The sequence below is a fragment of the Enterobacter cloacae complex sp. S3 genome (assembly GCF_014930495.1).
Lineage (GTDB): Bacteria > Pseudomonadota > Gammaproteobacteria > Enterobacterales > Enterobacteriaceae > Enterobacter > Enterobacter asburiae_B.
On the sequence record NZ_JADBRD010000022.1, the window covers coordinates 1 to 24,477 of the forward strand.

The following is a 24,477-nucleotide window of genomic DNA, read 5'->3' on the forward strand; positions in this document are numbered from 1 at the left end:
ACATTACAGAATTTAATAAAGTATTGTTACAGATTGAATCTGAACTAAATGCAAATGCACGAATGAGTATTCGTGGCCATGATTTTACCTCTATGATTGCTTTTGTAGCAAAAAAATTTAAGGGCAAAAAGGAATTTTATTCTGATAGTGCTATAGAACGATTATTTATAATGGAGCATGAAATGATAGATGCACTTATTAATAGATTGATTAACTCTTTCCCCTGATATGAATTAAATTATCACTATACCATTGCAGCATAGACTTGCGACCTAAAAGATATTGCGCATGATTGTAAATTCCTCGTATAGAGTTCTTATCAACATGCGCAAGCTGTATTTCAATCCAGGCGCTTTCAAAACCATGTTCATGCAAAATAGTACTCATGGTATGCCTGAACCCGTGACCCGTTAACCGACCGTGATAGCCCAGTAGTTTTATCACTTTGTTGATACTGGCTTCACTCATTGGCTTCCTTACGTCATTTCTGCCAGGGAAAACTAGGCTGTAATTCCCTGTTATTTCTTGCAGCTTTTTCAGGATGCTAATCGCCTGAGTAGATAATGGAACCAGATGAGGGCGGCGTTTCTTCATGCGCTCTTTGGGTATTTCCCATAATGCATTTTCTAAATCAAACTCGACCCATGCCGCGGCACGTAACTCTATTGTTCTCACACCTGTGAGCATCAGCAGCTGTGTGGCGTACTTGGTTACTAAACTGCCTTGATAGTTCTCCAGAGCGCTGACAAAAGCAGGCAATTCGCTTTCAGTCAGGAAAGGGAAGTGCTGAGTTTTAGGCTTGTTGAGTGCAATAGCCAAGTCAGGCGCAAAGTTATATTTAGCTCGTCCGGTGGCGACGGCATAACGTAAAACTTCACCACAACGGCGGCGGATCTTACTGGTTTGCTCCAAAGCACCCCTTTTCTCAATCTTTTGCAGAACGGTAAGCAGCTCCAGCGGTTCAATCTGTTCGATTGGGCGTTGGCCGATAAAAGGGAAAATGTCCTTTTCCATGCAGTTGAGAACTTCTTTTGCGTACCCTTCTGACCAAGTGGCTTTTTTTGAACCATGCCATTCTCTTGCTACAGATTCAAAGCTGTTCTCATGTGCAAACTGCAACGCAATTTTTTCAGCCTTTCTGGCCTCGCTGGGATTGATCCCTTTGGCCAACATCGAACGAGCTTCGTCACGTTTAGCACGTGCCTGTGCAAGCGATACATCACCGTATACGCCAAAGGAAATCATCTTGGGCTTTCCTGCAAAACGGTAGCGATAGCGCCAGCCTTTACTGCCTGCTGCGTCAATAAGTAGTGATAACCCCATGCCATCGTTCAACGTGTAGGGCTTATCCTTTGGTTTTGCTCGTTTTATTTGGATGTCAGATAGCAGCATGTGTATAGAAAAAAGATCGAACTCAGTTATACACAATCTTATACGCAAAGATGTATAGATTCCATTAGAAATAATGGCACCTTATTAGACGAGTAATATTAGTGATTAGGATTTAAATCAGTGAGTTATGGAATGTCTTAGACTTACTGAGAGGCAGTCATGGTGTCCCCTGCAGGAATCGAACCTGCAACTAGCCCTTAGGAGGGGCTCGTTATATCCATTTAACTAAGGGGACGAGGCGGCACGAGTATAGCCTTATTTACACTTTGCGTTAAGCACATCGCCGCCTGACTGCTCAAAGAGTCACCATTCAGGTCGATTTTTTTGTCGATTTATCATCATTTTCCCGTGCCTTAAGCTCAGCTTTGCGTTTGTTCGACATGTCGTTACGAATTTGGGCATGGCTTAAAAGCGCGAAGATAAACGTTCCGCCGCAAATGTTTCCTGCCAGCGTCGGAAGGGCAAACGGCCAGAAGAAATCGCTCCAGTGAAGCGTACCGTTAAAGACCAGATACAGGATTTCAACGGTACCGACCACAATATGCGTGGTGTCCGCCAGCGCAATCAGCCAGGTCATCAATATGATCACCACAATTTTGGCGCTTCCCGCTGAAGGAAACATCCAGACCATTGTGGCGATAATCCAGCCGGAGATGATGGCATTCGAGAACATCTCGACCGGCGTGTTTTTCATTACGTCCATGCCGATTTTCACAAACGCATCCCGGGTGGGTTCATCAAAGATCGGCATATATTCAAACGCCCATGCCGCGATGCCCGTGCCGATGATATTACCCAGCAGGACCACGCTCCAGAGCCGCATCAATAAACCGAAATTACCGAGTGTGGGGTTTTGCATCACCGGCAGAACGGCGGTCACCGTGTTCTCGGTAAACAGCTGCTGGCGGGCCATGATGACAATAATAAAGCCGAAGGTATAGCCGAGGTTTTCCAGTAAAAATCCACCGGGTACGCCTTCCAGCTGCACATGAAATATCCCTTTTGCAAGCAGAGATGCGCCCATTGATAGCCCGGCAGCGATGGCTGACCAGAAGAGGGCCATCGCGTCGCGCTCCATCTCTTTTTCACCATCCTGGCGTATATGCTCGTGGATGGCCATTGCGCGGGAGGGGAGGCGATCTTCATCAATTTCTATCTTCTCGCCGCGCGCTTTCTCCTCGCTTTCAATTTCAAGCTCCTCAGTGCTCTCGCCAATTTTTTCTTCGCCTACATCTTTCATATCTGCTCCCGGAGGTTGATCTTTCTGTTAAGCGTAGCGGCTTTTATTGGGATGCCTGTGGGGATGCTCTTAAATTGGCGGCAATGACAACAAAGGTGATACATCTCTTTCAAAGTCATTATAAAATTGCCAGCGAAACGAATTCCAAAAGCCAGGCTATGCTGAGATCAGAGTCACGGTGGTTACTGCCCGTAATTGTGCTCATAGACATCGGTAAACGTGCTGTTACAATCGCTTGCACGTTTACAGACGGAGCGTCAACGGCTCCGTTACGGATGGCAATCAACGATAGCCATACTGAACAGGGAGATATTTATGAAACTTCGGCTGTCGGCGCTTGCGCTTGGCGCGACGATGCTTGTGGGCTGCGCCAGCTCCGGTGAGCAAACGGGACGCTCCGATCCTCTCGAAGGATTTAACCGCTCAATGTATAGCTTCAACTACAACGTACTGGACCCGTATGTGGTTCGTCCGGTGGCAGTAGCATGGCGCGATTATGTTCCACAACCCGCGCGTAACGGGTTAAGTAACTTTACCAGCAACCTCGAAGAGCCTGCGGTAATGGTGAACTACTTCCTGCAGGGCGACCCGTATCAGGGGATGGTCCACTTTACCCGCTTCTTCCTGAACTCCATTCTGGGGATGGGTGGCTTTATTGATGTTGCAGGTATGGCTAACCAGAAACTGCAGCGTGAACAGCCGCACCGTTTCGGCAGCACGATGGGACACTATGGCGTCGGGTATGGTCCGTACGTGCATTTACCGTTCTACGGTAGTTTCACCCTCCGTGATGATGGCGGCGATATGGTGGATACGCTGTATCCGGTTCTGTCGTGGCTGACCTGGCCGCTGTCGGTGGGTAAATGGACGGTGGAAGGGATTGAAACCCGCGCGCAACTGCTCGACTCTGATGGTCTGCTGCGCCAGTCTTCTGACCCGTACATTATGGTGCGTGAAGCGTACTTCCAGAATCATGACTTTATTGCCAACGGCGGCAAGCTGAAGCCGGAAGAGAATCCAAACGCGAAGGCGATCGAAAACGAACTAAAAGATATCGATTCGGAGTAAATAAAAAAGGTGAGCAATGCTCACCTTTTTTGATTCCAGCGCGATTAGAACGCGTAGTTGAAGTTCGTACCGAACAGCCAGGCTTTACCTTCAGAGGTAAACTCGTACGGACCTTCCTTGAACGTTACTTTCTGACCGTGCATATAAGATACGCCCGCATCGATGGATGCATTCTCGTTCAACGCATAGGTCGCACCAGCACTTAACCAGAAGCGGTCCTGATCCGGAATGGAAATGGAACGTTTGTCTGCCGGAACCGGGCTGTCGTCAAATGCGATACCGGAGCGGAAAGTCCAGTTTTTATCGTAGTAGTAGGTGGTACCCAACGCTATACGATAGGCATCGTGGAAGCTTTCGTCCTTATAGAACAGCGTTTGACCATTGGTTCCGGTCGCTTTCAGCTCCTGGAACTGGCTCCAGCTGGTATAGGCCAGGCTATAGTGAATAGCCCATTGTGGTGCAACGCGGTTGTAACCGGAGACTTCCCACATTTCTGGCAAATGCAGCGACAGTGAACCCGGAACGGTCTGGTTGGACGTTCCCCAAGGAATGGTAGTGCCCGCACCTGGAACCAGATTGTTCACAGGCTTCAGGATGCCGCTCTTGTAATCGCCGTCGAAGTCAATTTTCACTTCGGAACGATAGGTCAGGCCCCAACGGTTGTTTTTGTCCAGCTCGTACAGGATACCGGCGTTCCAGCCATAGCCCCACTCATCACCTTCAAGACTGGCAATTTTATTGCTGTTTTTAGGCAGGCGAGCAGTCTGTTCCCCGGAATAACGTTCAATCTTGGCGTCGGCGTAGACGGCATCAAAGCCCAGGCCAAAACTCCAGTTATCGTTCAGGCGATACGCACCGCTCAGGTTGAGGTTCAGCGTAGTAAGATCGGTTTTACCGCCGTATTCACCAGCCGGGTAGTTGTTATTGAACTCGGTAGCCAGGCCGTAGTTAGACGTTACGGATGCACCCCAGCCAAACTGTTCGTTGATAGGCGCAACGAAGTGCAGGTTTGGGATCCATGCTGTTGGGGCAATATTGTCTGCTTTAAGGCTCGCACCCGTGTAAGGCGACTTACCAGAAACGTTGACATCAGGATCGATATAAACCGCACCGGCAGAAAAAGTCGGACGATCGAACATCATGATCAACGCGGGGTTACGACTCGCGTTACCCGCATCATCAGCGATAGCGCCTTCCCCGGAATACGCACGGCCAAGGCCAGAGGAAGAAAATTCGTTTAACTGAAAGCCCGCTGACCAGGCGGAAGTGGAGACGAGTGCCACTGCGACTGCCAGCGCAGTCTTGTTGAACAGGGTTTTCTGGCTCATGACCATAACCTCATTGAGTTATTTTTATTCAATAATTGTTACATACCGTAACAGGAGCGCGAAGTGTAGGGTCTGAGGTATGACAGACAAATCAGACCAGTGGCCAGAGTATAGGTCTGACCAGCCGGAATGTTGCAAGTTTGTTTATTAATATTTTCAAACATGTTTCGTGAAACGAGATCTGGTTGGCAAAATTGTGACCATCACGACTCACCCAAAAGGGTGGTTTTTGTTTTAGATCATTTTTTAGTGTGATATTGGTCACTTATCCGATTTTGCGCCATTAACGGCTGGAGAGCGCCCGCTCCGGGGCGTAAAATATCAGCATCGTGTCTATCTCGCGCGCTGCGCGAATACAGAGGAAATTGAGCTATGAGTAAATGCAGTGCTGATGAAACCCCGGTTTGCTGCTGTATGGATGTTGGGACCATCATGGACAACACCGATTGCACCGCCTCTTACAGCCGTGTATTCACCAACCGTGCCGAAGCGGAAGAGACTCTAACCGCGCTGAGCAAGCGTGCGCGTGACGTTGAATCCGATCCGTGTGAAATCAAGTCTACCTTTACCGAAGTGGAAGGCGGCGTGAAGCTGGACATCGACTTTGTCTTCGCCTGCGAAGCAGAAACGCTGATTTTCCAGCTGGGCCTGCGTTAATCTCTGCGGCCTGATGCCCTCACCCCCAGCCCTCTCCCACGGGAGAGGGTGCAAACACTAAAAACGGTAACCAGTGGGTTACCGTTTTGCTTTTTCCTTGGGGGCATTTTCTTTTTCTTCTCTGTGTTTTAGCTCGCACTTTTTCGTTTCCCCGATTGGCTGAATGTAAAAAAATGGTTAAGACTATTATCAGGTCAGACCACTTTATGTTTGCGAAAATTTTTTACAGGGGAGTGTTATGAGTCAGGCATTACCGCTTATTACCCGTCAGGGCGATCGCATTGCCATAGTCAGTGGATTGCGCACGCCATTTGCGCGTCAGGCAACGGCGTTTCATGGCATACCGGCCGTCGACCTGGGGAAAATGGTAGTGGGGGAGATGCTGGCTCGCAGCGAAATTCCGCCTGAGGTCATCGAACAGCTGGTATTCGGTCAGGTCGTGCAGATGCCTGAAGCCCCCAATATTGCGCGTGAAATCGTCCTCGGTACCGGGATGAACGTGCATACCGATGCCTACAGCGTCAGCCGCGCCTGCGCAACCAGCTTTCAGGCTGTGGCTAACGTCGCTGAAAGCCTGATGGCGGGCACTATACGCGCCGGGATTGCGGGTGGAGCGGACTCCTCTTCGGTGCTGCCAATTGGGGTCAGTAAAAAGCTGGCGCGCATCCTGGTGGATGCCAATAAAGCCCGCACGACGGGGCAGAAACTCAAACTCTTCTCGCGTTTACGCCTGCGCGACCTCATGCCTGTACCACCTGCCGTCGCGGAATACTCCACCGGCCTGCGCATGGGCGATACCGCCGAGCAGATGGCGAAAACGTACGGCATTACGCGTGAACAGCAGGATGCTCTGGCGCATCGCTCGCATCAGCTTGCGGCAAAAGCCTGGTCGGAAGGCAAGCTGACCGACGAGGTCATGACCGCCTATATTCCCCCCTACCGTGAACCGCTTGTGGAAGATAACAATATTCGCGGCACCTCAACGCTGGCGGATTACGCCAAACTGCGCCCGGCGTTTGACCGCAAACACGGCTCGGTGACGGCGGCGAACAGTACGCCGCTGACGGATGGCGCCGCCGCCGTGATCCTGATGACCGAATCCCGCGCGAAGGAGCTGGGCATCACTCCCCTGGGCTATCTACGCAGCTATGCCTTCACCGCCATTGATGTCTGGCAGGACATGCTGTTAGGTCCGGCGTGGTCCACGCCGCTGGCGCTGGAGCGTGCGGGGCTGACGCTGGCTGATTTAACCCTGATTGATATGCATGAAGCGTTTGCCGCGCAAACCCTGGCAAACGTACAGCTGCTGGCAAGCGAGCGTTTCGCGCGCGATGTGCTGGGCCGCGCCCATGCCACAGGCGAAGTGGATCAAAGTAAATTCAACGTGCTGGGCGGCTCTATCGCCTACGGTCATCCATTTGCCGCCACAGGGGCGAGGATGATCACGCAAACATTACATGAACTCCGTCGCCGTGGCGGCGGGTTTGGCCTCGTTACCGCCTGTGCGGCGGGTGGCCTTGGCGCAGCAATGGTTCTGGAGGCTGAATAATGGATATGCCATCTGCATTTAATCTGACGGTTCGCCTCGATAACGTGGCCGTTATCACGATCGATGTGCCTGATGAAAAGATGAATACCCTGAAGGCCGAATTTGGTGTTCAGGTGCGCGCGATGCTAAAGCAGATCCGCGACAACAAAGCGATTCGTGGTCTGGTCTTTATCTCTGCCAAGCCGGATAACTTTATCGCCGGCGCGGATATCAACATGATCGCCCGGGCGCAAAGCGCTCTGGAAGCCGAAGAGCTGGCGCGTCAGGGCCAGCAGGTGATGGCGGAGATCAACGGTCTGCCGATCCCGGTCATTGCCGCGATCCACGGTGCCTGTCTGGGCGGCGGGCTTGAGCTGGCGCTGGCCTGTCACAGCCGGATTTGCACCGACGATGCGAAAACGATTCTGGGTCTGCCGGAAGTGCAGCTGGGCCTGCTGCCTGGCTCCGGCGGAACGCAAAGGCTGCCGCGCCTGGTCGGCGTCAGCACGGCGCTGGAGATGATATTAACCGGTAAACAGCTGCGCGCCCGTCAGGCGCTGAAAGCCAGTCTGGTCGATGACGTCGTGCCGCAGTCCATTTTGCTGGAGGCCGCCGTTGAGCTTGCGCTGAAAGGGCGTCAGGCAAAACGTCCCCTGCCGGTACGTGAGCGCGTGCTGGCCGGCCCGCTGGGAAGAACGCTCCTGTTCAACATGGTGGGCAAAAAGACCGAACAAAAAACCAAAGGCAATTACCCGGCGGCAAAGCGGATCCTCGAAGTGATCGAGACCGGGCTGTCGCAGGGAAGCAGCAGCGGCTATGCCGCGGAGGCCAAAGCCTTTGGCGAACTGGCGATGACGCCGCAGTCGCAGGCGCTGCGCAGCATCTTCTTCGCCAGCACGGAAGTGAAAAAAGATCCGGGCAGCGAGGCGCAGCCTGCGCCGCTGCGTGCGATTGGCGTACTGGGTGGGGGGCTCATGGGTGGCGGAATCTCTTTTGTTACCGCCAGCAAAGGCAAATTGCCTGTACGAATCAAAGACATTAATCCTAAGGGGATCAACCACGCGCTGCAGTACAGCTGGCAGAATCTTGATCAAAAGGTCAAGCGCCGCCATATCAAGGCAAGCGAGCGCGATAAAACCCTGGCGATGATATCCGGTACGACGGATTACAGCGGTTTTGCGCACCGCGATCTGGTGATTGAAGCCGTGTTTGAAGATCTGGCGCTTAAGCAGCAGATGGTGGCAGACGTTGAGCAACATTGCGCCCCGCATACCATTTTTGCCTCCAATACGTCGTCATTACCGATTGGCGATATCGCTGCGAAAGCCGCCCGCCCGGAGCAGGTGATTGGGCTGCATTTCTTTAGCCCGGTCGAAAAAATGCCGCTGGTGGAAGTTATTCCACACGCGACTACCAGCCCGCAAACTGTTGCCACCGTGGTGAAGCTGGCGAAAAAACAGGGCAAAACCCCGATTGTGGTAGCGGACAAAGCTGGCTTCTACGTCAACCGCATTCTGGCTCCCTACATTAATGAAGCAATGCGGTTGCTGACGGAAGGGGAGAAGATTGAGCACGTCGACGAGGCGCTGGTAAAGTTTGGTTTCCCCGTTGGCCCAATCCAACTTTTGGATGAGGTGGGAATAGACACCGGCACTAAAATTATACCAGTGCTGGAAGCTGCATATGGCGATCGTTTTAGCCCACCTGCAAACATTGTTTCTGCGATTTTGAAGGACGATCGCAAAGGCAGAAAAAATGAACGCGGTTTCTATCTTTACGGCGCGAAAGGGCGTAAAAGCAGGAAACAGGTCGACCCTTCGGTATATGGACTCATTTCGACCACAGGTCAGGGAAAACTGTCCGCCGTTCAGTGCGCTGAGCGCTGCGTGATGATGATGCTCAATGAAGCGGCGCGCTGCTTTGATGAGCAGGTGATCAAGAGTGCACGCGATGGCGACATCGGCGCGGTATTTGGCATTGGTTTCCCGCCGTTCCTTGGCGGCCCGTTCCGTTACATGGATACGCTCGGCGCGGGTGAAGTGGTTGCTATCCTGCAACGTCTGGCTTCGCAATATGGTCCGCGTTTTACACCGTGTGACGAATTATTGCAGATGGCGGAACGCGGCCAGACATTTTGGCCTGCAAGGGAAACTGTCCTCGTAAGCTGAGGTCAAAGAAGGGTAAATCCTGAAGTGAATGGACCTGTTCTGGCGATTTTGTAAACAGAGATTGACTATACTTACGCCATTGAGGTAAAAAACAGCGTTTCATTCACCGAATGGATCAGGCACAATGCCCGGCCATCGGGTTTTCTACCTCTTAGCATTTATCGCGGGTAGTTAACGCCGGTGATTCTGGTTAACAAAAGCGGTGCAATATGCAAGTTTTTATCATGCGTCACGGCGACGCGGCACTCGATGCCGCCAGTGACTCAGTACGTCCTTTGACCGTCTGTGGCTGCGACGAATCTCGTCTGATGGCGAACTGGCTTAACGGTCAAAAAGTGGACATCGAACGCGTTCTGGTGAGTCCGTTCCTGCGTGCAGAACAGACGCTGGATGTGGTAGGGGAGTGTATGAACCTGCCGACCAGTGTAGATGTTCTCCCTGAACTCACCCCGTGTGGCGATGTAGGCCTTGTCAGCGCTTATCTTCAGGCGCTGTGCAATGAAGGTGTCGCTTCCGCGCTGGTCATTTCCCACCTGCCACTGGTTGGCTATCTGGTATCTGAGCTGTGCCCGGGCGAAACCCCGCCGATGTTCACGACATCCGCCATTGCCAATGTTTCTCTCGACGAAACGGGCAAAGGTGTCTTCAACTGGCAAATGAGTCCGTGCAACCTGAAGATGGCAAAAGCGATCTGACGTGACGTGCGATATGGCGGGGTGCAATGTGCTTCCCGCCATTCTGTCAGGGCAACTCTGGCGGCTGCCACTCTTCCACTTCAATCAACACCAGCAACGCGGCATCTCCGCCGTACTCTTTAGGTGCCTGATGAAAAGCCATGACGTGTGGGTGCTGAGCCAGCCACAGCGGCGTCTGTTGCTTGAGGATATGTTTACCGTGGCCGTGCATCACGCAGGCGCAAAAAACATGTTCACGGCGACAGGCGGCGATCAACGCCCCCAGCTCCTGTTTCGCCTGCATCTGCGTTAAACCGTGCAGATCGAGAAACAGCTCCGGCGAATAATCCCCGCGGCGTAATTTTTTCAGCTCAAAATGGCTGACGTCTTCGCGTACGTACTTCACAGCCCCTTGCGTGTTGAGCAGCGGCTGAAATTCATCTGAAAAATAGTGGCTGTTATCGGCCTGCTCCTGCAGAAGACGCTTGACCGGTACTTCGCTGATTTTTTTACGCAGCGGGCGATGGACGATGGTGTCCTGCGTGATTTTACGCGTCCCGGTCATCAGCTGACGGAAGAGCGCCTGATCCTCCTCGCTGAGCGATGTTTTCTTTTTCATTCGTCATTCTCATCTCGTATTTCCGACAGTGTACCCGACTAAACGCATTTTTTAACCTCAAGCACGACGCGTCATTGCTGATTTATCACCGTCTTCATGGCAAACTAGCCGCCGAAAATTATGCGAGCATGCCCTGGAGGAAAGAGTGGATAAAATATTTGTCGATGAAGCAGTAAACGAGCTGCATACCATACAGGACATGTTGCGCTGGTCGGTTAGCCGCTTCAGCGCCGCCAATATCTGGTACGGTCACGGTACCGATAATCCGTGGGATGAAGCCGTACAGCTGGTGCTGCCGTCTCTCTACCTGCCGCTGGACATTCCGGAAGACATGCGCACCGCGCGCCTGACTTCCAGCGAAAAACACCGCATCGTTGAGCGCGTGATCCGCCGCGTGAACGAGCGCATTCCGGTCGCCTACCTGACCAACAAAGCCTGGTTCTGCGGCCACGAGTTCTATGTCGATGAACGCGTGCTGGTGCCGCGCTCGCCGATTGGCGAGCTGATCAACAACCACTTTGAAGGCCTGATCGGCCATCAGCCGCAGCACATTCTGGATATGTGTACCGGCAGCGGCTGCATCGCGATTGCCTGCGCGTACGCCTTCCCGGAAGCGGAAGTGGACGCGGTAGATATCTCCACCGACGCGCTGGCCGTGACCGAGCACAACATCGAAGAGCACGGCCTGATCCATCACGTTACGCCAATTCGCTCCGACTTGTTCCGCGATCTGCCGACGCTGCAGTACGATCTTATCGTCACCAACCCGCCGTACGTTGATGCGGAAGACATGTCCGATCTGCCGAACGAATACCGTCACGAGCCGGAGCTGGGTCTGGCGTCAGGCTCTGATGGCCTGAAGCTGACCCGCCGCATTCTGGCCTGCGCGCCGGATTACCTGACCGACGACGGCGTTCTGATTTGTGAAGTGGGCAACAGCATGGTACATCTGATAGAGCAGTACCCGGATGTGCCGTTCACCTGGCTTGAGTTCGACAACGGTGGTGACGGCGTCTTTATGCTGACCAAAGCGCAGCTGCTCGACGCGCGCGAATACTTCAGCATCTATAAAGATTAATCCAGCGGGCTTCGGCCCGTTTCACATCGCTCAAACACAAACTACAACATCGGAGCCGTGATGGCAGGAAACAGTATTGGACAGGTATTCCGCGTGACCACCTTTGGGGAATCACATGGGCTGGCGCTGGGCTGTATCGTTGATGGCGTACCGCCAGGCATCGAACTGACCGAAGCCGATTTACAGCACGACCTCGACCGTCGTCGCCCGGGCACCTCTCGCTACACCACGCAGCGTCGCGAGCCGGATCAGGTCAAAATTCTCTCCGGCGTCTTTGAAGGTCGCACCACCGGGACCAGCATTGGCCTGCTGATCGAAAACACCGATCAGCGCTCCCAGGACTACGGCGCCATCAAAGACGTCTTCCGTCCGGGCCACGCCGACTACACCTACGAACAAAAGTACGGCTTCCGCGACTATCGCGGCGGCGGACGTTCTTCCGCGCGTGAAACCGCGATGCGCGTGGCGGCAGGGGCGATTGCTAAGAAATACCTGCAGCAGAAATTTGGCATCGCTATCCGCGGCTGTCTGACCCAGATGGGCGACATTCCGCTGGCGATCAAAGACTGGGATCAGGTTGAACAAAACCCGTTCTTCTGCGCCGATGCCGACAAGCTTGAGGCGCTGGACGAACTGATGCGTGGCCTGAAAAAAGAGGGCGACTCCATTGGCGCGAAAGTGACCGTGGTGGCCGACGGCGTCCCGGCTGGCTGGGGCGAGCCGGTATTCGACCGTCTCGACGCCGACATTGCCCACGCGCTGATGAGCATCAACGCGGTGAAGGGCGTAGAGATTGGCGACGGCTTTGACGTGGTTCAGCTTCGCGGCAGCCAAAACCGCGATGAGATTACGAAAGCGGGCTTCCAGAGCAACCATGCGGGCGGCATCCTGGGCGGTATCAGCAGCGGGCAACAGATTGTTGCCAACATCGCGCTGAAGCCAACTTCCAGCATCACCGTGCCGGGCCACACGATTAACCGCGATGGCGAAGAAGTTGAGATGATCACCAAAGGACGTCACGATCCGTGCGTGGGGATCCGCGCGGTGCCGATCGCAGAAGCGATGCTGGCGATCGTGCTGATGGATCACTTCCTGCGCCAGCGCGCGCAGAATGCGGATGTGACGACCACCATTCCACGCTGGTAAACATGAAAAAAACCGCAATTGCTCTGCTGGCGCTGCTTGCCAGTGGAGCCAGTCTGGCCGCGACGCCATGGCAAAAAATCACCCACCCGGTGGCGGGGAGCGCGCAGTCCATTGGCGCCTTTTCCAACGGCTGTATCGTCGGTGCCCAGGAGCTTCCTCTCCAGTCTGATACCTATCAGGTGATGCGCACCGATCAGCGGCGTTATTTCGGCCACCCGGACCTGGTGCTGTTCATCCAGCGTCTGGGCAATCAGGTACATAATCTGGGGCTGGGCACGATGCTGATTGGCGATATGGGGATGCCTGCCGGCGGGCGTTTTAACGGTGGACACGCCAGCCACCAGACCGGACTGGATGTCGATATCTTCCTGCAGCTGCCGAAAACGCGCTGGACCTCCGCCCAACTGCTGAAACCGCAGGCGCTGGACCTGGTGGCGAGCGACGGTAAGCGCGTTGTGCCGTCCCTGTGGACGCGGGATGTATCCAGCATGATCAAGCTGGCGGCAGAAGATAACGACGTCACGCGGATTTTCGTTAACCCGGCCATCAAGCAGCAGCTCTGCCTGGATGCAGGAACCGATCGCGACTGGCTGCGCAAAGTGCGCCCGTGGTTCCAGCATCGTGCGCACATGCACGTTCGTCTGCGCTGCCCGGCGAATAGCCTGGAATGTGAAGATCAGCCGCTACCACCGCCAGGCGATGGCTGCGGTGCGGAACTGCAAAGCTGGTTTGAGCCGGCAAAACCTGGAACCTCTAAGCCTGAGAAGAAGACACCGCCTCCGTTGCCGCCTTCCTGCCAGGCGCTACTGGATGAGCATGTACTTTAATGGATAATTTCGTCGATCTGTTTATGGTGTCGCCGCTGCTGCTGGTGGTGTTGTTCTTTGTGGCCATGCTGGCCGGTTTTATCGACGCGCTCGCGGGCGGCGGCGGGTTGTTAACCGTGCCCGCGCTGCTGGCGGCGGGCATGAGCCCGGCGCAGGCGCTTGCCACCAACAAGCTGCAGGCCTGCGGCGGTTCGCTCTCGGCGTCGCTCTATTTTATCCGCCGCAAGGTGGTGAGCCTGGCCGATCAGAAGCTCAATATCCTGATGACCTTTATCGGCTCCACGTCGGGCGCGCTGCTGGTTCAGCACGTGCAGTCCGATATTTTGCGCCAGATCCTGCCGATTCTGGTCATCTGCATCGGGCTTTACTTCCTGCTGATGCCAAAGCTCGGTGAAGAAGATCGCCAGCGTCGCCTGTTCGGCCTGCCGTTTGCCCTGATTGCCGGGGGCAGCGTGGGTTTTTACGACGGTTTCTTCGGGCCGGGGGCGGGTTCATTTTATGCGCTGGCGTTCGTGACGCTGGCCGGGTTTAACCTCGCCAAATCCACCGCCCATGCCAAAGTGCTCAACGCGACCTCAAACGTCGGCGGCCTGCTGCTGTTTATCATCGGCGGCAAGGTTATCTGGGCAACCGGATTTGTGATGATGGCAGGGCAGTTCCTGGGCGCGCGCGCGGGCTCGCGTCTGGTATTAAGCAAAGGACAAAAACTTATTCGCCCGATGATCGTCATCGTCTCGGCCGTAATGAGCGCCAAACTTCTTTATGACAGCCATGGACAGGAGATCCTCACCTGGTTGGGGATGCACTAATGAACAGTACGCATAAATACGAACAGCTGATTGAGATTTTCGACGGCTGTTTTGCCGACGATTTTAATACCCGTCTGATTAAAGGCGACGACGAACCGATCTATCTTCCTGCTGATGCGGAGGTTCCGTATAACCGCATCGTCTTTGCCCACGGCTTTTATGCCAGCGGCTTGCACGAGATTTCGCACTGGTGCATTGCGGGTAAAGCACGGCGCGAGCTGGTGGACTTCGGTTACTGGTACTGCCCGGACGGACGTGATGCCGCCACTCAGGGCCAGTTTGAAGATGTGGAAGTGAAGCCGCAGGCGCTGGAATGGCTATTCTGCGTCGCGGCGGGTTTCCCGTTCAACGTCAGCTGTGACAACCTCGAAGGCGACTTCGAGCCAGACCGTATCGTCTTCCAGCGCCGCGTTCACGCGCAGGTGATGGAATATCTTGAGAAAGGCATCCCGGAACGTCCGGCACGCCTGATCGAGGCCTTACAGAATTATTACCACACGCCGGTTATCACGGCGGAATGCTTCCCTTGGCCGGAAGATCTTTAACAGAGGAAAGAAGATGATCGCAGAATTTGAATCACGCATTCTGGCGTTAATTGATGACATGGTGGAACACGCCAGTGATGATGAGCTGTTCGCCAGCGGTTATCTGCGTGGTCACCTGACGCTCGCGGTAGCCGAGCTGGAAGCGGGGGACGATCACTCTGCCGACGCCGTTCACGCTGAAGTCACTCGCAGCCTGGAAAAAGCCATTCTGGCCGGGGAGCTCTCGCCGCGCGACCAGTCTCTGGTGTTAGGCATGTGGGACACTTTGTTCCAGCAGGCTAAACGCTAAGTCATCGTATTTCACCCGGTGGCGCTGCGCTTACCGGGCCTGTGAATATCCCCTCTCCCTGTGGGAGAGGGTTAGGGTGAGGGCACCAGACCGCACCCTACTTAACCTTCTTCCCCTTCAGCAGTTTCCGTACCCACAATCGATTCGGATTCAGCCCCGCAAGCGTAACCCTGTCCAGCGGAATCGGCTCGCCGCTCATTTGCGCAGCTAAAACTTCTGCCAGCAGCGGCGCGGAACAGAGCCCGCGAGACCCTAATCCACCCAGCATAAACAGCTCCGGATAAACCGGCGCGCTTACCGCGTTATCCCGGTTATCAGCAAGATCCTGATAGGCCTCAAGCGTCGCGTCGTAGTCCGGCACATTTCCCGCCATCGGCAAATGGTCGCGGGTGGCGCAGCGCACGCCGCAGCGCGCGTCACCCTCGCTGACGTCAACCTCTTTCGCCCACGCCGCATCCGGGAAACAGTCAATCAGGCGCTGGCGGTTTTGGGCCTGATCCGCTTCGCTGTAGCGCATATCCGTTTCGCCACGATGATAGCTGGCCCCGATGCAGTGGTGGCCGTTAGACGGATTTTGCGGCGTCAGATAGCCGTCATAGCACAGCACCTGACGCAGTTTGCTCAGTTCGGGCGCGGAAGGAATATGGCTTACCTGGCCGCCGACCGGATAAACCGGCAACGTCTCTGTCTGGATAAACTGGCTGATGTTATGTCCGTTTGCCAGCACAACGCTGGCATGGCTCGCCTCTTTGCCATCAGCAAAACGCAGATTCCAGCGTTCTGTCCGGCTCAACGATTCAACCTTGTGGGCATAATGCGCCGTCAGCCCGCGCGACTGCGCCAGGGCAATGACCGCCGCGGTCAGTTTAGCCGGGCACAGCCAGCCGCCGAGCGGATACTGAATGCCCCCACACCCGGTTTCCGCGCCAGCGGTGTCTGCCACCTCTTGCGCACTTACCGCGCGTGCAATCTCGTCAGGCAGGCCCAGCGACAGCATCTGCGTGATTTTTTGCTGGCTCTTTTCATCCCAGCCGAGCTGCGTCACGCCGCACCAGTCATGCTCGAACGCCACCGGCAGGGCGTCATACAGGCGACGAGCGAAGGTAAACGCCGCCGGGAAAAACCGGAACAGGGCCGGGTCGTGCGCGCTTAAAAGCGGATAGAGCGCACCCTGACGGTTGCCGGATGCGCCGCTTGCTGGCGCGTCGTCGGCACAGTAGAGCGTGACCTGCCAGCCGCGGTGGAGAAGCGCGAGAGACAGCAGAGCGCTGGCGATCCCCCCGCCGACTATCGCCACCTCACGGGATGCGCTGGCGCTGCGTGCAAACCAGGGGGCACTTGCGGGGATGTCCAGCGTCTGCTCCATTCTGCCGACCAGCATGTCGCGCTTGCGGCCAAAACCTTTGGTTTTCTGCATGGTAAAGCCCGCCTCCTGCAGCCCGCGGCGGACAAAGCCTGCCGAGGTGAAGGTGGCAAGCGTTGCGCCCGGGCGCGCCAGCCGCGCCATCGCGCTAAACAGATGCTGGCTCCACATGTCCGGGTTTTTGGCGGGGGCAAAGCCGTCAAGGAACCACGCGTCCACCGTCTGATTCATCGAGTCATCGAGCGTATCGGTCAGGTCATTGATGTCGCCAAGCCATAAATCCAGCGTCACGCGTCCGCCGTCCAGAATCAGACGGTGACAGCCGCCAATGTGGGGTGGCCACTGCGCCTGAAGCTGCTCCGCCCAGGCTGCTAGCTCTGGCCAGCGCTGATGAGCGAGCCGCAGATCGTGCGCGGTGAGCGGGAATTTTTCGAAACTGATGAAATGTAATCTTTGTAGCGTAGCCTCAGGGTGGGCAGCGTGAAACTGGTCAAACGCCTGCCAAAGGGTCAGAAAATTGAGCCCGGTACCGAATCCGCTTTCCGCGACCACAAACAGGCTCCGCGGATGCTCCGGGAAGCGGGTGCTGAGCTGGTTTCCGTCGAGGAAAACATAGCGAGTTTCTTCGAGTCCGTTATCATTAGAAAAATAGACGTCATCAAAATCTCGGGAAACAGGTGTACCCTCAGCGTTGAATTCGAGGTTGGCGGGTTGTATAGCGTTTTGTTTCACGTAAGTTACTCGTCTGACAGGCAGTGGCACGATCTTAACGATGTGAGTCCATCGGTGCAAATTTCCGCAGAAAATGTCTGATCGGACTTGTTCGGCGTACAAGTGTACGCTATTGTGCGACTCGAAACTTACTATAGTGCGACTTACAGAGGTATTGAATGAAACGTGCAGTGATTACTGGCCTGGGCATTGTTTCCAGCATCGGTAATAACCAGCAGGAAGTCCTGGCATCTCTGCGTGAAGGACGCTCCGGGATCACTTTCTCTGAAGAGTTTAAAGATTCAGGTATGCGTAGCCACGTATGGGGTAACGTCAAACTGGACACCACCGGTTTGATTGACCGCAAAGTGGTTCGTTTCATGAACGATGCCTCTATTTATGCTTATCTCTCCATGCAGGAAGCGATCAAAGATTCCGGCCTGAGTGAAGAGGTTTATCAGAACAACCCGCGCGTGGGTCTGATCGCCGGTTCCGGCGGCTCATCAAAAGCGCAGGTATTCGGCGCTGACGCAATGCGTAGCCCGCGTGGTCTGAAAGCTGTAGGTCCGTACGTGGTCACCAAAGCTATGGGTTCTGCGGTTTCCGCGTGCCTGGCGACCCCATTCAAAATCCACGGTGTGAACTACTCCATCAGCTCCGCGTGTGCGACTTCCGCGCACTGCATCGGTAATGCTGTTGAGCAGATCCAGCTGGGTAAACAGGACATCGTATTTGCTGGCGGCGGCGAAGAGCTGGGCTGGGAAATGGCCTGTGAATTCGACGCGATGGGCGCACTGTCCACCAAGTACAATGAAACCCCGGATAAAGCCTCCCGTACCTATGATGCGCACCGTGACGGTTTCGTTATCGCTGGCGGCGGCGGTATGGTTGTGGTTGAAGAGCTGGAGCATGCCCTGGCACGTGGCGCGCACATCTACGCTGAAATCGTGGGCTACGGTGCAACGTCTGACGGCGCCGACATGGTTGCGCCATCCGGCGAAGGCGCGGTGCGCTGCATGAAGATGGCGATGCACGGCGTTGACACCCCAATCGACTACCTGAACTCCCACGGTACCTCTACTCCGGTAGGCGACGTGAAAGAGCTGGGTGCGATCCGTGAAGTCTTCGGCGACAACAGCCCGGCAATCTCCGCGACCAAAGCCATGACCGGTCACTCTCTGGGTGCGGCTGGCGTGCAGGAAGCGATCTACTCTCTGCTGATGCTGGAAAACGGCTTTATCGCGCCAAGCATCAACATCGATGAGATGGACGAGCAGGCTGCTGGCCTGAACATCGTGACCAAACCAACGGAAGCGACGCTGACCACCGTCATGTCAAACAGCTTCGGCTTCGGTGGCACCAACGCCACGCTGGTTATGCGTAAGCTGAAAGCATAAGTTTTACGTTTGATTCCGGAAGGGAGCCATAAGGCTCCCTTTTTTTATGCATTGACAAGCGGCTGATCTCACAGGCAAACTTCACCCCTCAACATTATCCTCGCGATAATGCGTAAGCGTTCAACGTCAACCAACGCACCTTAATCCTGATAATCAGGTAGAGGGGGCGTGGCATTTCCCCGCCTTACTCTTCATTTCGGAGTAAAGCATGACTGCAGTAACTCAAACAGAAACAACCCCTTCAGCGAACGTCTCGCTGTTCCGTATCGCTTTCGCGGTATTTCTGACCTATATGACCGTCGGCCTGCCGCTGCCGGTGATCCCGCTGTTCGTTCATCAGGAGCTGGGCTATGGCAACACCATGGTCGGCATTGCCGTGGGCATTCAGTTTTTAGCCACGGTATTGACCCGCGGTTACGCCGGACGGCTGGCGGATCAGCACGGTGCAAAACGCTCGGCGCTACAGGGGATGTTTGCCTGTGGGCTGGCGGGCGGCGCATGGCTGCTGGCTTCTCTCCTGCCGGTAGACGCCGCGTATAAGTTTGCGCTGCTGGTGCTGGGCCGCTTAATCCTGGGCTTTGGTGAAAGCCAGCTGCTGACCGGCACCCTGACCTGGGGAATGGGTCTGGTGGGGCCGGCACGCTCCGGCAAGGTGATGTCCTGGAACGGTATGGCCATCTATGGCGCGCTGGCCGCAGGCGCACCGCTTGGGCTGCTGATCAATAGCCAGTTTGGATTTGCGGCGCTGGCTGCCACCACCATGGTTTTACCCCTGCTGGCGTGGGCGTTTAACGGCTCGGTGCGTAAGGTGCCCGCGCACAAAGGCGAGCGTCCTTCCCTGTGGAGCGTGGTCGGCCAAATCTGGCAGCCGGGACTTGGCCTGGCGCTGCAGGGCGTGGGTTTTGCGGTGATTGGTACCTTCGTCTCGCTCTATTTTATGAGCCGTGGCTGGGCGATGGCCGGTTTTACGCTCACCGCGTTTGGCGGCGCGTTTGTGCTGATGCGCGTTTTCTTCGGCTGGATGCCGGATCGCTTTGGCGGCGTGAAGGTAGCGGTGGCGTCGCTGGTGATTGAAACCATCGGTCTGCTGCTGCTGTGGAATGCACCCGTGGCCTCCGTTGCGCTGCTTGGTGCGGCGCTGACCGGGTGCGGCTGTTCACTGATCTTCCCGGCCCTGGGCGTTGAAGTGGTGAAGCGCGTGGCCCCACAGGTGCGCGGTACGGCGCTGGGCGGCTATGCGGCCTTTCAGGATATCTCATACGGGGTAACCGGGCCGCTGGCCGGGGTGTTAGCCACCTCGTTTGGTTATCCGTCCGTCTTTCTGGCCGGTGCGGTTTCTGCAGTGGTTGGGATCGTGGTGACGCTGGTGGCGTTTCGCAGATCGTAGTTTTTGCCCGGTGGCGCTTCGCTTACCGGGCCTACAATCGCACTAGCCGTAGGCCGGGTAAGGTGAAGCCGCCACCCGGCAGTGTTAAGCAACCAGCCAGAAAATCGCCAGCGCAATCAGTAACGCAATAAACATCAACCCCGGACGCGCAGAGAGCGTTCTGAACGTCTCCACGACTGGCGCAAACAGCGGGCTGTAGATCGGCTGAATGTTTCTCACCTCCGGCACGCCGCCCTCGCGCTCGGCGCGGCGAACGAAGATTTGATTGAGCAGATCCTGCACCTGCGCGGTGGTCAGAACCGTTTGCGGCGTGGCCTGCCAGTTTTGCTGGGCGTAATCCCGAATGACTTCAAACTCGTGCGGCTCAAGCGGCTGCTTCAGTGCCGCCTGGACGGTATGCAGGGTAGGGGCATTCTGGGTGCTGAGCGTCTGGCGCGCCTGGAGCCAGGTCACCAGATGCGTAAACTGTCTGGCCGGGATTAACTCACCCGCCTTCACGCCGGACAGCTCCAGCATGGATTGCCAGATAAGCTTCGTCGGTTCGCCGGTGGCCGCAGCCAGCTTCGTCACCATCTGCTTGAGCGTGTTGTGCTCGGCAGGCAGCAGCGGACGCTCGGTCGCCGGGCGCACCTGAGGCTGCGGAATAGACAGCTCGTTGTTCTGCAGCAGGGTCAGCACGGTTTTGAGCTGGTCGGGCGTCAGCTGGCCCAGCGCGGTCTGACCATACTGCTGGCGAATAAAATCGCTCACCGCCTGCCGGTTATTACCCTGGCCCAGCAGCTCTGTCAGCTGAGCGACAATCTGGCGCGTGGTGTGGTTCTGCTGCGCGGTATTAATACGCTGGTTCAGGTTTTGCTCGGCCGCAGGGAAATGGCGCGACTGCAGCGGTGCGTCGTTCCTCACGCCTAAATCATGCTTTACCCCGGCCCAGACTTCCGCGTTTTGCTGTGAAGTCAGCGCAATCAGGCGCGTGATCAGTCGCTCCAGCACGGTGCGCTGTTGCGTGGATAGCGGTTGTTCACCGGCAACGTTTGGCGTGACGGGGCCTTCACCCGGAGGGCGTGGCGGCGTACCTGAAATGGGCTGCATCGTCAAAAATCCTTAAAGTCAAAACTCAGCGTAAACCAGGCATACATATATGCCTGGCGGCGAGATTATGGCACACTTGGCAGGTTTTCTTCCTCTCAAACAGGTACTCAGACGTGAAAATCCTCGTTGATGAAAATATGCCTTACGCCCGTGAGCTGTTTAGCCGCCTGGGTAACGTTAAGGCTGTCCCTGGTCGCCCGATCCCGGTCAACGAACTGGATGACGCAGACGCGCTGATGGTGCGCTCGGTGACTAAAGTAAATGAGGCGTTGCTCGCCGGTAAAGCGATTAAGTTTGTCGGAACCGCAACGGCAGGGACCGATCATGTGGATGATAAATGGCTGAAGCAGGCCGGAATCGGTTTTTCCGCCGCGCCGGGCTGTAACGCCATTGCCGTTGTGGAATACGTTTTCTCCTCCCTGCTGATGCTGGCCGAGCGCGACGGGTTTGCGCTGAAGGACCGCACCGTGGGGATTGTCGGCGTGGGTAACGTCGGCGGGCGCCTGCAAAAGCGCCTTGAAGCGTTAGGGATCCGCACGCTGCTGTGCGATCCGCCGCGTAAAGATAACGGCGATGACGGGGATTTCCGCTCGCTGGATGAGCTGGTTGAACAGTGTGACGTGCTGACGTTCCACACGCCGCTGTTTAAAGAGGGGCCGTATAAGTCGCTGCATCTTGCTGACGAGGCGCTGATCCGTCGTCTGAAGGCTGGCACTATTCTGATAAATGCCTGCCGTGGTCCGGTGGTAGATAATGCCGCGCTGCTGACATGCCTGAACGAAGGACAAGACCTCAGTGTGGTGCTGGACGTCTGGGAGCAGGAGCCGGATCTCAACGTTGAGCTGCTTAACAAGGTAGATGTGGGCACGGCGCATATCGCTGGTTACACCCTCGAGGGGAAAGCGCGCGGCACGACGCAAGTTTTCGAAGCCTACAGCGCCTTTATTGGCCATCCGCAGCAGGTGGCGCTGGATACCTTACTCCCCGCGCCTGAATTTGGCCGCATTACCCTGCATGGTCCGCTCGATCAGGCAACGCTGAAAAGGCTGGTGCATTTGGTGTATGATGTGCGCCGCGATGATGCGCTGCTGCGTAAAGTGGCGGGGATCCCGGGTGAGTTTGATAAGCTGCGCAAGAACTACGTTGAGCGCCGCGAGTGGTCTTCCCTGTATGTAATATGCGACGACGCCCCGGCGGCGACGCTGCTGCATAAGCTGGGATTTAACGCCGTTCATCACCCGGCGCATTAATGTCTTCTTAATGCTCCCTGTCGGATACTCCGGCAGGGACGCTTTTTTATTTCTGGAGTAAACCACCATGTCTGAAGGCTGGAACATTGCCATTTTAGGTGCCACGGGTGCCGTGGGCGAAGCCCTGCTCGAAACCCTTGCTGAGCGTCAGTTCCCGGTGGGCGATATCTATGCGCTGGCCCGTACCGACAGCGCAGGTGAGCATCTGCGTTTTAACGGTAAATCCGTCATGGTTCAGGACGCGGCCGCGTTCGACTGGACGCAGGCGCAGCTGGCGTTTTTCGCCGCGGGCGCTGAAGCGACGGCTGCGTACGTTGAAGAGGCGACTAACGCTGGCTGCCTGGTGATCGACCTGAGCGGTCTGTTCTCAATGGAGCCGGATGTGCCGCTGGTGGTGCCGGACGTGAACCCGTTTGTGCTGGCTGACTACCGCAACCGTAACGTCATTTCGGTCCCGAACAGCCTCACCAGCCAGCTGCTGACCGCCCTGAAACCGCTGATCGACGACGGCGGCCTGTCGCGCATTACCGTCACCAGCCTGCTGTCCGCGTCCGCGAACGGCAAAAAGGCCGTTGACGCGCTGGCCGGGCAGAGCGCGAAGCTGCTGAACGGTATCCCGATTGACGAAGACGATTTCTTTGGCCGCCAGCTGGCGTTCAATATGCTGCCGCTGCTGCCGGATCGCGAAGGGTCTGTACGCGAAGAGCGTCGTATCGTCGATGAAGTGCGTAAAATTCTGCAGGACGATGGTCTGATGATTTCCGCGAACGTCGTGCAGTCTCCAGTCTTCTACGGCCACGCGCAGATGGTTGGCTTTGAAGCCCTGCGTCCGCTGGCGGCAGAAGAGGCGCGCGACGCGTTTGGCCGCGGTGAAGACATCGTGCTCTCCGAAGAGAGCGAGTTCCCGACCCAGGTTGGCGATGCCACCGGCAGCGCGCATCTTTCCGTTGGCTGCGTGCGTAACGATTACGGCATGCCGGAACAGGTTCAGTTCTGGTCCGTTGCCGATAACGTTCGCTTCGGCGGCGCGCTGATGGCGGTCAAAATCGCTGAAAAACTGGTGCAGGAGTACCTGTACTGATGTCAGACGTGGAACAAAAGCCGGTCCATAGAATTGCCCTCGGAATTGAGTACGACGGCAGTAAATATTATGGCTGGCAGCGTCAGAACGAGGTGCGCAGCGTCCAGGAGAAGCTGGAGAAAGCGCTCTCTCAGGTGGCAAACGAGCCGATTAACGTCCTGTGCGCGGGGCGTACGGACGCGGGAGTTCACGGCACGGGACAGGTGGTGCACTTTGAAACCACCGCCGTGCGTAAGGATGCCGCCTGGACGCTGGGTGTAAATGCGAATTTGCCTGGTGACATTGCGGTGCGTTGGGTAAAAGCTGTGCCGGATGATTTTCACGCGCGCTTCAGCGCCACGGCGCGTCGCTACCGTTATGTCATCTACAACCAGCGCCTGCGTCCGGCGGTGTTAAGCCAGGGCGTCACGCATTTTTATGAACCGCTTGATGCAGAACGTATGCATCGCGCGGCGCAGTGTCTGATTGGTGAAAATGACTTTACGTCGTTTCGTGCGGTGCAGTGTCAGTCCCGCACGCCGTGGCGCAACGTCATGCACATAAAAGTCAGCCGTTTTGGCGCGTATGTGGTGGTGGATATCAAAGCCAATGCCTTTGTACATCATATGGTTCGGAATATTGTGGGCAGCCTGATGGAAGTGGGTGCCGGACACCAGCCGGAGAGCTGGATTGCAGACCTGCTGGCAGCGAAGGACAGAACGCTTGCGGCAGCCACGGCGAAAGCGGAAGGATTGTATCTGGTCTCAGTAGACTATCCGGATCGATTTGACCTGCCGAAACCGCCAATGGGCCCGCTGTTTTTAGCGGACTAAACAAAGGTGCAATTAGGGC

23 protein-coding genes and 1 tRNA gene are annotated in these 24,477 nt (G+C 55.9%); 17 read left to right on the top strand and 7 right to left on the bottom strand.

Annotation, left to right across the window (positions count from 1 at the left end):
• A partial coding sequence (locus tag IM317_RS14070; protein ID WP_193362477.1) for a hypothetical protein occupies window positions 1-227 on the top strand: 227 nt, incomplete at its 5' end.
• Here IM317_RS14070 and IM317_RS14075 read toward each other — a convergent pair.
• The 3 genes from IM317_RS14075 to IM317_RS14085 form a co-directional block, all read right to left on the bottom strand.
• Window positions 211-1,392 carry an integrase arm-type DNA-binding domain-containing protein gene (locus IM317_RS14075; RefSeq protein WP_033146565.1) on the bottom strand — a complete coding sequence of 394 codons (1,182 nt, stop codon included), beginning with the start codon at window positions 1,390-1,392 and terminating at the stop codon, window positions 211-213. The two genes, IM317_RS14070 and IM317_RS14075, sit on opposite strands and share 17 nt — an antisense overlap.
• A 160-nt stretch (window positions 1,393-1,552) precedes the next feature.
• Window positions 1,553-1,627: transfer RNA gene (locus IM317_RS14080), tRNA-Arg, on the bottom strand.
• Window positions 1,628-1,702: 75 nt separating this feature from the next.
• Window positions 1,703-2,632, bottom strand: a complete 930-nt coding sequence (locus tag IM317_RS14085; protein ID WP_029740160.1) for a formate/nitrite transporter family protein — start codon at window positions 2,630-2,632, stop codon at window positions 1,703-1,705.
• A 315-nt stretch (window positions 2,633-2,947) separates the two neighbouring features.
• Here IM317_RS14085 and mlaA point away from each other — a divergent pair, with 315 nt between their 5' ends.
• Window positions 2,948-3,700: a phospholipid-binding lipoprotein MlaA gene (gene mlaA / locus IM317_RS14090; protein WP_023312585.1), complete on the top strand. Its 753-nt coding sequence runs from the start codon at window positions 2,948-2,950 to the stop codon at window positions 3,698-3,700.
• Window positions 3,701-3,744: 44 nt separating this feature from the next.
• On the opposite strand, the gene fadL is transcribed toward mlaA, so the two are convergent.
• Window positions 3,745-5,028 carry a long-chain fatty acid transporter FadL gene (gene fadL / locus IM317_RS14095; RefSeq protein WP_033146109.1) on the bottom strand — a complete coding sequence of 428 codons (1,284 nt, stop codon included), beginning with the start codon at window positions 5,026-5,028 and terminating at the stop codon, window positions 3,745-3,747.
• A gap of 372 nt (window positions 5,029-5,400) precedes the next feature.
• Between fadL and IM317_RS14100 the strand changes: the two genes are divergently transcribed.
• From IM317_RS14100 to sixA, 4 genes are all read left to right on the top strand, one after another.
• A complete protein-coding gene (locus IM317_RS14100; RefSeq protein ID WP_024907659.1) occupies window positions 5,401-5,685 on the top strand; it encodes a YfcZ/YiiS family protein in 285 nt (94 codons plus the stop codon).
• Between the two features lie 238 nt (window positions 5,686-5,923).
• Window positions 5,924-7,234 (top strand): acetyl-CoA C-acyltransferase FadI, encoded by a 1,311-nt coding sequence (gene fadI, locus IM317_RS14105; RefSeq protein WP_033146108.1) that lies wholly within the window; start codon window positions 5,924-5,926, stop codon window positions 7,232-7,234.
• Window positions 7,234-9,381 (top strand): fatty acid oxidation complex subunit alpha FadJ, encoded by a 2,148-nt coding sequence (gene fadJ, locus IM317_RS14110; RefSeq protein ID WP_033146107.1) that lies wholly within the window; start codon window positions 7,234-7,236, stop codon window positions 9,379-9,381. The genes fadI and fadJ overlap by 1 nt, the downstream gene beginning before the upstream one ends.
• A 209-nt stretch (window positions 9,382-9,590) precedes the next feature.
• Complete coding sequence (sixA, locus tag IM317_RS14115; RefSeq protein ID WP_033146106.1) at window positions 9,591-10,076, top strand: phosphohistidine phosphatase SixA; 486 nt, start codon at window positions 9,591-9,593, stop codon at window positions 10,074-10,076.
• 46 nt (window positions 10,077-10,122) lie between these two features.
• Here sixA and smrB read toward each other — a convergent pair whose 3' ends face one another.
• A complete protein-coding gene (gene smrB / locus IM317_RS14120) occupies window positions 10,123-10,674 on the bottom strand; it encodes an endonuclease SmrB (RefSeq protein ID WP_033146105.1) in 552 nt (183 codons plus the stop codon).
• Window positions 10,675-10,819: 145 nt separating this feature from the next.
• On the opposite strand from smrB, the gene prmB reads away from it, so the two are divergent.
• From prmB to IM317_RS14150, 6 genes are read left to right on the top strand one after another with little or no spacing between them, the layout of a single operon-like run.
• Window positions 10,820-11,752, top strand: a complete 933-nt coding sequence (gene prmB, locus IM317_RS14125) for a 50S ribosomal protein L3 N(5)-glutamine methyltransferase (RefSeq protein WP_033146104.1) — start codon at window positions 10,820-10,822, stop codon at window positions 11,750-11,752.
• A 60-nt stretch (window positions 11,753-11,812) separates the two neighbouring features.
• A complete protein-coding gene (gene aroC / locus IM317_RS14130) occupies window positions 11,813-12,898 on the top strand; it encodes a chorismate synthase (protein WP_033146103.1) in 1,086 nt (361 codons plus the stop codon).
• Between the two features lie 2 nt (window positions 12,899-12,900).
• Window positions 12,901-13,725 carry a penicillin-insensitive murein endopeptidase gene (gene mepA / locus IM317_RS14135; protein WP_024908935.1) on the top strand — a complete coding sequence of 275 codons (825 nt, stop codon included), beginning with the start codon at window positions 12,901-12,903 and terminating at the stop codon, window positions 13,723-13,725.
• Window positions 13,725-14,534, top strand: coding sequence for a sulfite exporter TauE/SafE family protein (locus IM317_RS14140; protein WP_033146102.1), 810 nt, complete (start codon window positions 13,725-13,727; stop codon window positions 14,532-14,534). The genes mepA and IM317_RS14140 overlap by 1 nt, the downstream gene beginning before the upstream one ends.
• Entirely contained in the window at window positions 14,534-15,079 is a 546-nt protein-coding gene (locus IM317_RS14145; RefSeq protein WP_033146101.1) for an elongation factor P hydroxylase, read from the top strand. The genes IM317_RS14140 and IM317_RS14145 overlap by 1 nt, the downstream gene beginning before the upstream one ends.
• A 13-nt stretch (window positions 15,080-15,092) precedes the next feature.
• On the top strand, window positions 15,093-15,368 hold the full coding sequence (locus tag IM317_RS14150; RefSeq protein ID WP_033146100.1) for a YfcL family protein: 276 nt from the start codon (window positions 15,093-15,095) through the stop codon (window positions 15,366-15,368).
• A gap of 97 nt (window positions 15,369-15,465) precedes the next feature.
• Here IM317_RS14150 and mnmC read toward each other — a convergent pair whose 3' ends face one another.
• Entirely contained in the window at window positions 15,466-17,463 is a 1,998-nt protein-coding gene (gene mnmC / locus IM317_RS14155; protein ID WP_033146099.1) for a bifunctional tRNA (5-methylaminomethyl-2-thiouridine)(34)-methyltransferase MnmD/FAD-dependent 5-carboxymethylaminomethyl-2-thiouridine(34) oxidoreductase MnmC, read from the bottom strand.
• 158 nt (window positions 17,464-17,621) lie between these two features.
• Between mnmC and fabB the strand changes: the two genes are divergently transcribed.
• Together fabB and IM317_RS14165 are read left to right on the top strand one after the other, a co-directional pair.
• The gene (gene fabB / locus IM317_RS14160; protein ID WP_023336433.1) at window positions 17,622-18,839 is read left to right on the top strand and encodes a beta-ketoacyl-ACP synthase I; all 1,218 of its coding nucleotides are present in this window, start codon (window positions 17,622-17,624) and stop codon (window positions 18,837-18,839) included.
• Between the two features lie 208 nt (window positions 18,840-19,047).
• On the top strand, window positions 19,048-20,226 hold the full coding sequence (locus IM317_RS14165) for an MFS transporter (protein ID WP_033146098.1): 1,179 nt from the start codon (window positions 19,048-19,050) through the stop codon (window positions 20,224-20,226).
• Window positions 20,227-20,310: 84 nt separating this feature from the next.
• Here IM317_RS14165 and flk read toward each other — a convergent pair whose 3' ends face one another.
• Entirely contained in the window at window positions 20,311-21,315 is a 1,005-nt protein-coding gene (flk, locus tag IM317_RS14170; RefSeq protein WP_033146097.1) for a flagella biosynthesis regulator Flk, read from the bottom strand.
• 113 nt (window positions 21,316-21,428) lie between these two features.
• Between flk and pdxB the strand changes: the two genes are divergently transcribed.
• From pdxB to truA, 3 genes are all read left to right on the top strand, one after another.
• A complete protein-coding gene (gene pdxB, locus IM317_RS14175; protein WP_033146096.1) occupies window positions 21,429-22,565 on the top strand; it encodes a 4-phosphoerythronate dehydrogenase PdxB in 1,137 nt (378 codons plus the stop codon).
• 67 nt (window positions 22,566-22,632) lie between these two features.
• Complete coding sequence (locus IM317_RS14180; RefSeq protein ID WP_033146095.1) at window positions 22,633-23,646, top strand: aspartate-semialdehyde dehydrogenase; 1,014 nt, start codon at window positions 22,633-22,635, stop codon at window positions 23,644-23,646.
• Window positions 23,646-24,458, top strand: coding sequence for a tRNA pseudouridine(38-40) synthase TruA (gene truA, locus IM317_RS14185; protein WP_033146094.1), 813 nt, complete (start codon window positions 23,646-23,648; stop codon window positions 24,456-24,458). Before IM317_RS14180 ends, truA begins: the two co-directional genes overlap by 1 nt.
• The last annotated feature ends 19 nt before the right edge of the window (window positions 24,459-24,477 follow it).